3 protein-coding genes are annotated in these 9,783 nt (G+C 72.7%); all 3 read right to left on the minus strand.

All coding sequences use genetic code 11. The annotated features are described in order from the left end of the window. Positions 1 to 12: 12 nt before the first annotated feature. Positions 13 to 4,965 carry a non-ribosomal peptide synthetase gene (locus VET29_RS10905; RefSeq protein ID WP_324918617.1) on the minus strand — a complete coding sequence of 1,651 codons (4,953 nt, stop codon included), beginning with the start codon at positions 4,963 to 4,965 and terminating at the stop codon, positions 13 to 15. 27 nt (positions 4,966 to 4,992) lie between these two features. After that, the gene (locus VET29_RS10910; protein WP_324918620.1) at positions 4,993 to 5,946 is read right to left on the minus strand and encodes a TauD/TfdA family dioxygenase; all 954 of its coding nucleotides are present in this window, start codon (positions 5,944 to 5,946) and stop codon (positions 4,993 to 4,995) included. A gap of 11 nt (positions 5,947 to 5,957) precedes the next feature. Next, on the minus strand, positions 5,958 to 9,783 hold a 3,826-nt coding region (locus VET29_RS10915; protein WP_324918623.1), incomplete at its 5' end, for a condensation domain-containing protein.

The raw sequence follows: 9,783 nt of genomic DNA on the forward strand, positions 1-9,783 counted from the left end.
GACCCTCCGGTTTCACTGTCGGCCGACGCTGAGGTCGGCCTCGGACAACTTCTCGAGCTCGGCACGGATGCGGGTCTCGACCACCCCGGCCAGCGCGGCCACCGTCGGACCCTCGAAGACGGCGCGGATCGGCAGATCGATCTCGTAGGCGTCCTGGATCGCCGCGACCAGACGGATCGCGACGATCGAGTTTCCGCCGCTGGTGAAGAAGTCGCTGTGCACGCCGACCTGGTGGCCGAGGAGCGAGGCGAAGATCTCCGCGATCCGCTCCTCGGTCGGGCCGCTCGGTGCGTCCAGGACGGGGTCGTCGCCGCCCGCCAACGAGACCAGTTGCCCGCGGTCGATCTTTCCGTTGGCGTTCAACGGGAACCGCTCGACCACGGTGCAGGAGGCCGGCACCATGTAGGACGGCAGCCGCCGGTGGCAGGCGGCCAGGGCCTCCTCGGCGAGCCCGTCCGCGTTCCGCTGCTGCGCCACCACGAACGCCAGCAGTCTGACCTCGGCGTTCTCACCGGTGTCGGTGAGCACCACCGCGTCGCGGACCGAGGGGTGGTCGAGCAGCGCGGCGGTGATCTCGCCGAGCTCCACCCGGTAGCCGCGGATCTTGACCTGGTCGTCGATCCGGCCGACGAAGCTGACGTCGCCGGAGGGCAGCACTCTGGCCAGGTCCCCGGTCCGGTACAGCCGGGCGCCGTCGGCGGCGAACGGGTCGGGCAGGAACCGCGACGCGGTCATCGCCGGCGCGCCAGCGTACCCGCGGGCGAGGCCGGCGCCACCGACGTACACCTCGCCGACGACCCCGACGGGCACCGGGCGCAGCAGGCTGTCCAGCACGCGCATGGTGACCCCGGGCAGCGGCTTGCCGATCGGCACGGTGTCCCCGGTCTCCGGCGAGCCGAGCAGATAGGTGCAGGTGCCGACGGTCGCCTCGGACGGGCCGTACTCGTTGATCAGCCGGTCCGGGCCGAGTGCCGCCACCCACTGGTTCGCCAGCGCCGACGGCAGCTCCTGACCGGCGACCATGACCACCCCGGCCAGGTCGGCCAACCAGCCGGGGGCGAGTTGCTGGGAGAGGATCTCCAGATGGCCGGGCGTCAGCTTGATGAAGCTGAACGGCGCGCGGTCGCTGAGCATGCGGCCGAGCTCGGTGAGGTCCATGTCGCTCGGCAGCAGGTGCACCGGCTGCCCGGCGAGCAGCGGCGCCCACAGGTTCGGCACCACGAGGTCGAAGGCGACCGAGGAGAACACCGGGGCCCCGCCGCTACCGCGCGCCGCCATCTCGGCGACCGCCCAGCGCAGGTGGTTGACCAGCCCTCGGTGGTGGATCTGCACACCCTTCGGCCTGCCCGTCGAGCCGGAGGTGTAGATCACGTAGGCCAGCAGGTCCGGGTCGCCGGTCCGCTCCGGCGGGCTGGTCGGCGCCGCCGGGTCCGGTGCGTCGAGCAGGAGCGTGGCCGACGCGCCGCCGGCCAGCCGGTCGGCCAGACCGGTCGTGGTGACCACCACCGACGCCGCGGCATCGGAGCACACCAGCTCCAGCCGCTCCGCCGGTGCGTCCAGGTCGAGCGGGAGGTAGGCGCCACCGGCCTTCCACACGCCGAGGAACGAGGTCAGCAACCCCGGTCCCCGCTCCAGCAGCACGCCGACCACGTCGTCGTCGCCGACACCCATGGCCCGGATCCGGTGCGCGACCTGGTTCGCCGCCGCGTCCAGCTCGGCGAACGTGACCCTCGTCGATCCCGACACCAGCGCGACGGCGTCCGGCGTCGCGGCGACCTGGCGCTCGAACAGGTCGAGCGTGGTGAGCTCGGAGGGCTCGAGAGTGGTGCCGGTGGCGGCCGTCTCGAGCAGCGTCCGCTCCTCGGCCGGCACGAAGTCCACCTCGGCCAGCGGCGTGGCCGGGTCGGCGGCGACCGCGTCGAGCAGCGCGAGGAAGTGCGCGACCATCCGCTCGATCGTCGCCTTCTCGAACAGCGAGGTGGCGTACTCGAGGCCGCCGGCGAGGGTGCCGTCCGGCTCGGCCCGCAGGTAGAGCGTCAGGTCGGTCTTGGCGATCCTGGAGACGTCGAGCAACGTGTCCCAGTCCGCCGGGTTGGCCGCCGAGGCGGTGAGCTTCTCGTCGTGCAGGTCGAACGCCACCTGGTAGAGCGGGGTGGTGGACAGGTCCCGCTCCGGGGCCAGCTCCGCGACCAGGCGGTCGAACGGCAGGTCCTGGTGGGCGAAGGCCGCACGGCAGGTGTCCCGCACGGTGGCGAGCGCGGTCGCGAAGCCGACGTCGGGATCGAGCCGGCAGCGCAGCACGATGTTGTTGAGGAAGAACCCGACGACGCCTTCCAGCTCCGGTCGGTTCCGGCCGGCGACCGGGGTGCCGACCACGACGTCCCAGTCCGACTCGTACCTGGCCAGCAGGGTGCCGAACGCGGTGAGCAGCGTCATGAACGAGGTGGCGCCGCTGCGCCTGCCGTGGTCCTCGAGCACTCGGGCGACGGTGGCCGGCACGGTGAAGCCGACGATCGCACCCCGGCCATCACGCATGGCCGGCCTCGGCTTGTCGAGCCGGACCGCCGTCGGCGTCGCACCCTCGAGCGTGGCCCGCCAGTACTGGAGCTCCTTGTCGATCAGCTGCTCGTCCAGCTTTCCCCGCTGCCACACGGCGAAGTCGGCGTACTGCAGCTCGAGCGGCGGCAGCGAGGGCGCCCGACCGGCCCGCACCGCGGCGAGCAGCTCACCGAACTCGCGCTCCAGCACGGCGGAGGACCAGCCGTCGAGCACGATGTGGTGTGCCGAGATCACCAGTAGCTGGTGGTCCGCGGCGCGCCGCAGCAGCGCCCTGGTCAACGGGCCGGTGGTGATGTCGAAGCTGCGGTCGAGCTCGCGGTCCAGCTCGGCGGGGAACTCCTCGTCCGACAGCTCCACGGTGCGCAGCTCGTACTCGCCCGCCGGTTCGATCACCTGGATCGGCTCCCCGTCGGACAGGACGAACCGGGTGCGCAGGGCCTCGTGCCTGGCGAGCAACAGGTTCAGCGCCTGCTGGATCTGTTCGGTGCCGGTGCCGTCGGGGATCCGCACGAACAACGCGGACACCCACTCCCTGCTGCGCGGCCGCATCCGGTCGAGCACCCACATCCGGCGTTGGCCGAAGGACAGCGGCAGGTCCTCGTCGCGGGAGATCCGCTCGATCCGGTCCTGGTCGGCCGCCGCCTGGTCGATGAGCGCGGCCTGGTCGGCGAGCCGGGTGGCGGAGACCAGCGTGCCCAGGTCGATCGACAAACCGCTCGCCTTGCGCATCCGGTTGGCCAGCCTGGTGAGCTGCAACGAGGATCCACCCAGTCCGAAGAAGTCGTCGTCCGCCTCGACGGTCTCGACCTTCAGCAGGTCACGCCAGACCTGGGCGACCAGCTGTTCCGCCGGGGACAAAAGGTCGCCGCGGTCCTCGGTCCGCTGGTCCGGTGCCGGCAGCGCCGCCCGGTCCACCTTGCCGCTGCCGGTGCTCGGGAACGACGTCATGCCGGTGAACGTGGCCGGCAGGTGCGTGGCCGGCAGCCGTTCGGCGAGGTACTCACGCAAACCGGCCGGAACCGTGCCGTCCTCGGTCAGCACGTAGGCGGCCAGCCTGGTGCCGCCGTCGGCGGGCGTGAACCCGATGACCGCGGCGCCGTTGACCGACGGGTGTCCGGCCAGCGCGGCCTCCACCTCGCCGGGCTCGATCCGCACGCCGTTCACCTTGAGCTGCTGGTCGAGCCGTCCGACGTACTCCAGCAGGCCGTCGGCGGTGGTCCGGACCAGGTCGCCGGTCCGGTACGCCCGGGCACCCGGCTCACCAGACGGGTCGGGCACGAAACGTGCCGCGGTGTCGGCGGCTCGGCCGAGGTAGCCGCGCCCGACGCCGACCCCGGCGGCCAGCAGCTCACCGGTGCCACCGGCCGGCACGGCCACGCCGTGCTCGTCGACGACCGCGATCCGGCTGCCGGCGACCGGTCGTCCGATCGGCACCGGACCGGACAGCTGGGCCGGGTCGAACCGGTGCGCGGCCACCTCGACCGAGCACTCGGTCGGGCCGTAGGTGTTCCACACCTCGACGGTGTCCGGGTCGGAGAGCCGGCGCCGGATCCGGTGCACCAGCTCGGCGTGCAGCTGCTCACCGCCGGAGGACAACAGCCGCAACGACCGGCAGGCGGCCCAGCCGGGCTCGTCGGCCATGGCCCGCAGGACGGACGGGACCACCTGTAGCACGGTGATCTCCTGCTCGGCCACCGTCCGCAGCAGGGTGGCCGGATCGCGTTCCGCGCCCGGGGGCGCGAGTACCACCGCCGCGCCGCTCACGAGGGGCGCGAAGATCTCCCAGCCCGCCGCGTCGAAGGTGATCGCGGTCTTGTGCAGGATCCGGTCGCCCGGCCCGAAACCGTGGGTGCGCGCCCGCCAGCCGACGTGGTTGGCGATCCCGGCGTGGTGCACGACCACCGGCTTGGGGGTGCCGGTCGAGCCGGAGGTGTGCAGCACGTAGGCAGCCGTGCTCATGATGTCCACAGTGGACAGAACAGGTGCGGTCGCCGGGTGGGCGTTCGCGACCGCGAGGTCGCGGTCGAGCACGACCGTCCGCAGGGTGGAGTCCTGGACGTCGGTCGCCCGCTGGGCGAGGACGATCGTCACACCGCCGGACCGCAGCATCCCGGTCACCCGCCGGGCGGGGTGCGCCGGGTCGACCGGGAGGTAGGCGGCGCCGGCGCGCCACACCGCCAGCAACGCGACCACCAGGTTGACGCAGCGGGGAAGGCACACGCCGACCACGCTTTCCGGGCCGATCCCGTTGGCCACCAGCAGGTTCGCCAGCCGGTTGGCTCGCGCGTCTAGGTCGGCGTAGGTCAGTGAGTCGTCGCTGTCGACCACCGCCACCGCGTCCGGCCTCCGCTCGGCCATGCCGGCGACGAGATCCGGGATGGCCGGTGCCTCTGCCTGAACTGTCATGGGGTTTCTCCTCTGTCGCTCAGGAACTCAGGCGAGGACGTGACCGGTCCGGGTGCGCATGGCGCGCGAACGCCTGTGGTCGAGATGGACGAACGTCCGGTGCAGCCACCGGTCGTGGCCGTCGTACCGGGGGGTGAAGAAGGTGCGCCCGTGCAGGGTCACCCGGTTGTCCACCAGTGCCAGGTCGCCCGGCGTGAGCAGGAGCGTCTCCACCGCGCCGCTGATCGCCTCGTGCAGGACCTCCAGCGCGTTCTTCGCCTCGTCGTCGTTGCCCGAGGTGGCGTGGAAGTCCACCTGGACGTCCGGGTCGGTCGGCTCACCGGTGAACACGGCGTGCCGTGGTGCCCTGCCGTCCTGCCCGAACGACGGCGGTGCCTGGGTGACGAACCGGGGCTCGGCGAGGACCGCCCTGATCTCCTCCGGCAGGGTGTCGACGACCCTGCGGACACACGAGAGCATCAGGCCGGCGACGCGGTCGTGGTCCTGGCGCACGCACAGGAGTCCGACGTAGTCGGGGCGGCGGGGGTGGAAGGCGTTCTCCACGTGCATCGCCAGGCGGGTGCTGCCGGCGTTGCTCTGCTGCTCCTCCTTGCCCGGCACCGGGACGACGTTCTGCACCAGGGCGCCGGACTTCTCGTTGCGGTAGGCGATCAGCTCGCCGAGCTGCATGGAGAGCATGCCGATCACCGCGGCGTCGACGGTCGCGACCCGCTCGACCGACCCGGCCTCGGTCGGTGTCGGCCGCCGGGCCCCGCCGGGCAGGTTGCGGACCAGCAGCGCACCGGAGTCGCCCGGGTCGTGGCTGAACTCCCGCAACCGCTGCCGCACCCGGACCGGCAACTCGGCCGCGGCGGCCCGGCAGGTGTCGACCCACCGCCGCTCGTCGATGGCCGCCGGCGGGTCGCCGACGACCCGGCGCGCGACGCCGTCGATCAGGTCTCGTTCCTCGTCGGTCACCGTGAACACGTCGTTGTTGGTCATTGCTGTTCCCTTCAGGGCCCGCTCGTCGGGGCGACGGGCGGCTCCTGCGCCGGCGAGGTCGCTGCGATGAGGTCGTGAACGGTCTGGTCCGGATCCGTGGCGACGGCGGTGAAAGCGGCGACGACCCGGTCGAGGAGAGTGGTGGCCTCGGCGAGGCCGATCACGTCCGGCCGGTACCCGAACCGCACCTGGACGTTCGTGCCGGGCACCACCACGAGCCGCAGCGGGTAGGGCGTGCCGTCACCGAGCTCGTAGCCGAGCACGCGCAGGTCCCCGAGTGCGGCGTCCCACTCGGCCGGGTCGAACGGGTAGTTGAGCACCATCACGGTCGTGTCGAACAGGCTGACCCGTTCGTGGCCGGACTGGCGCTGGATCTCGTCGAGCCCGAGGTGGTGGTGGCCCAGCAGGGCGACCTGCTCCTGGGTGAGCGTGCCGAGCACCGCGGCCACCGAGGCCGAGCGGTCCAGCCGCACCCGCACGGGAACCGTGTTGGTGAGCAGCCCCACCATGTCGTGCACTCCGGCCAGGTCCGGGGGCCTGCCGGAGACCGAGGTGCCGAACACGACGTCGTCGCGGCCGGTGAGCCTGCTGAGCAGGGTCGCCCACACCAGCTGGACGACCGTGTTGAGCGTGACACCGGCATGCCTCGCCGTCTCGGTGAGGCGCGTGGAGAGGTCCTCCGGCAGCGAGATGCTCAGCAGCTCCTGGGCCGCGTGCTCGTGGGCCGGCAGGTGCGGCACGACCGGTGCCGGTGCCGGCAGCCCTGCCAGGTAGGCGGCCCAGGCGCGCCTGGCGGCGCCGCGGTCCTGGCCGGCCAACCACTCCAGATAGGTCCGGTAGCGCGGCGCCGACAGCAGGTCCCGGTCGTCGCCGTGCCGGTAGCAGGCGAACAGCTCACGCAGGACGATCGCCATCGACCAGCCGTCCCACACGATGTGGTGCGCGGTGATCACCAGTTGGTGCCGCCGGTCGCCGAGTCGCAGCAGCAGGCAGCGCAGCGGCGGCGGCTCGTCCAGCCGGAACCGGGTCGCGTGGTCGGCGGCGGCGAGGCTTTCCGCGCGCAGGTCGCGTTCCGCGATGTCGACACTGGACAGATCGTGTTCGGTCCACGGCACCACCGGACTGCCGCCGATGACCTGGACCGGTGCCGCGAGGTCGTGTTCGATGGCGGCAGCCAGGTTGGGATGGCGCCGCAGCACGTTCGCGAGGGCGGCCCGCAGCCGGTCGACGTCCAGCTCGCCGTCGAGCGTCAGCCGGATCTGTTCGTTGTAGACGTCGATCGTGTCGTCGGTGAGCAGGTGGTTCAGCAGCAGGGCTTCCTGCACCGGCGTGAGCGGCAGGATGTCGGTGGTGTCCGGCCTGCGCAGGGTGATCTCGTCGATGTCCTCCTGGTCCAGGCTGACCAGCGGGACGTCGGACGGGGTCAGGCCGCCGGCGCCGGGGCCCGCTGCGTGCCTGGCGAGCCCGGTCAGCGCCTGCGCCAGCAGGTCGAGCAGCTCGGTGACGGCGGACCCGGTGAGGACACCGGACGGCCACATCGCCTTGACCACCAGCTCCGTCCCCTGTGGACGGTCGTAGGCGATCGCGTTGAGCTCGACGCTGTGCGGCATGGCCATCCCGGGGTCGGCCGCCCCGGCGAACGGGTCCGCACCGGTGAGCGACCAGTCCGCCGCCGCCGGCACGCCGAGCCGGCCGAGGTAGTTGAACGCCAGGCGGGGCGTGCCGAGCGGGGCAAGCTCGCAGGCGGTGTCCTCGTTGAGGTAGCGCAGCAGCCCGAAGCCGATCCCGTTGTCCGGCACCGCCCGCAGCTGCTCCTTCACCCGCTTCAGCGCCGCGCCGAGCTCGATCCCGCCGTCGCGGACCGCGGACCATGCCGGGATGCCCGGGTCGACGGCGACGGGGTGGATGCTGGTGAACCAGCCGACCGTGTTCTCCAGCGCCACCGGCGGGCCGACGTCGTGGCGGCCGTGGCCCTCCAGGTCGACGAGCACGGTGGAGGTCGCCGAGTCCCGCCACCGGTTGACGGCCAGGGCGAGGCCGGTCAGCAGGACGTCGTTGTGGGTCACCCGGTACCGCTCCGGCAGGGCGGTCAAGAGCGTCTCGGTGACGTCGGCGGGCAGGGTGATCTCGGTGGTGGCCGCGGTGGCGAAGGTGTCGGTCTCCGGACGCGTTTCCCGCTCGCCGATCATGGGTTCCGTCGTGGACAGCGTCCGCTGCCAGAAGCCGAGCTGCGCCACCCACCTCGGCTCGGTCGCGGCCGAGGCGAGCTGGGTCGCCCAGGTCCGGTGGGACGTCCCGGTCGGGGCGCGGCGCACCGGCTCGTCCGCGGCGACCAGTCCCCACGCCAGGGCCAGTTCGGTCAGCAGGATGCGCCACGACACCCCGTCCACGGCGAGGTGGTGCAGCACGAGCAGGAGCGTCCCCGGCTCGTCCGGGCCGGCGTCCAGCCACACCGCCCGCACCAGCCTGCCCTCCGCCGGCCGCAGCGCCGCCACGGCCTGCCGGCGCTGTTCGGCCACGACGGACTCGACGTCCTGGTGGCCGGCGACCTCGACGGTGGTGAGCAGTTCGGAGGCCGGGTCGGCGGGTGGGTCGACGCACAGCGTGCGGTCGTCGACGAGCCTGGTCCGCAGCGCGGGGTGGCGTTCGATCACCAGGTGCAGGACCTTCGCGAGCCGGTCGTGCCCCGCGTCGGCCGGCACCCGGACGCACACCGCCTGGTGGAAGGCGTCGATCGGCCCCAGTTCCCGTGCCCAGCGGACGATCGGCGGCGCGGGGAGCGAGCCGACCCCGTCGTCGGGGGCCTCGATACCGTCCGGCTCGTCGCGGCGGACGACCTCGGCGAGCTCGGTCACGGTGGGGTGTTCGAACACCTGCCTGGAGGTGAGCACCAGGCCGGCCGCCCGCGCGACCGACACCAGGCGCAGTGCCAGGATGCTGTCGCCACCGCGCTCGAAGAACGAGTCCCGCACGCCGATCTCGGCCACCCCGAGCACCTCGGCGTACAGCCGGCACAGCGTCGCCTGGTCGCCGGTCGCCGGGGGAGCGGCGGCCGAGGACCGTGGGACGACCGGGTCCGGCAGGGCCTCGCGGTCCACCTTCCCGTTGGGCTGCAACGGGAACGCGTCGAGCACGACGATCGCCGCCGGCACCATGTAGTCGGGCAGCACGTCCCGCAGCCGTCGGCGCAACCGGTCCGGGTTGACCGGCTCTCCTCGCGCGGTCAGCACATAGCCGACCAGGCGCTTCCCGCCGGTGGGCAGCGCTCTGGCCATCACGATGGCGTTGGCCACGACCGGGTCGGCGATGAGCGCGGCCTCGATCTCGCCGAGCTCCACCCGCAGGCCGCGGATCTTCACCTGGTGGTCGGTGCGGCCCAGGTAGCGCAGGGTGCCGTCGTCGCGGTGGTGGACCCGGTCGCCGGTACGGTACATCCGCGCACCCGGCGGTCCGAACGGACAGGGCAGGAACCGCGCCGAGGTGAGCGCGGGCTGGTTCAGGTAGCCGCGGGCCAGTCCAGTGCCCGCGACGTACAGCTCGCCTGCCGTGCCCGGCACGACCGGCTGCAGGTCGTCGTCGAGCACGTACACCGACACGTTGTCGATCGGCACCCCGATGGTCACCGGCTCGCCGACGCGCATCGGGCCACCGGTCGCCGTGCAGCAGACCTCGGTCGGGCCGTACATGTTCATCATCCGGCGGCCCCTGGCCCACTGGTCGACCAGACGCAGGTCCGTCGGCTCCCCGCCGACCACCAGCTGCACCAGATCCGGCAGGTCGCCGGCGGGCAGCTGCGCCAGCATGCTCGGCGGGACGGCGACGTGGGTGATCCGCTCG

Origin of the sequence: Actinophytocola sp. (assembly GCF_035634895.1) — a bacterium.
In the GTDB taxonomy this organism is placed as follows: domain Bacteria; phylum Actinomycetota; class Actinomycetes; order Mycobacteriales; family Pseudonocardiaceae; genus Actinophytocola.

Bases quoted from the DNA above. Each gene is read 5' to 3' on its own strand.
- VET29_RS10905 (WP_324918617.1), bottom strand. From the start codon at position 4,965: ATGACAGTTCAGGCAGAGGCACCGGCCATCCCGGATCTCGTCGCCGGC.
- VET29_RS10910 (WP_324918620.1), bottom strand. From the start codon at position 5,946: ATGACCAACAACGACGTGTTCACGGTGACCGACGAGGAACGAGACCTG.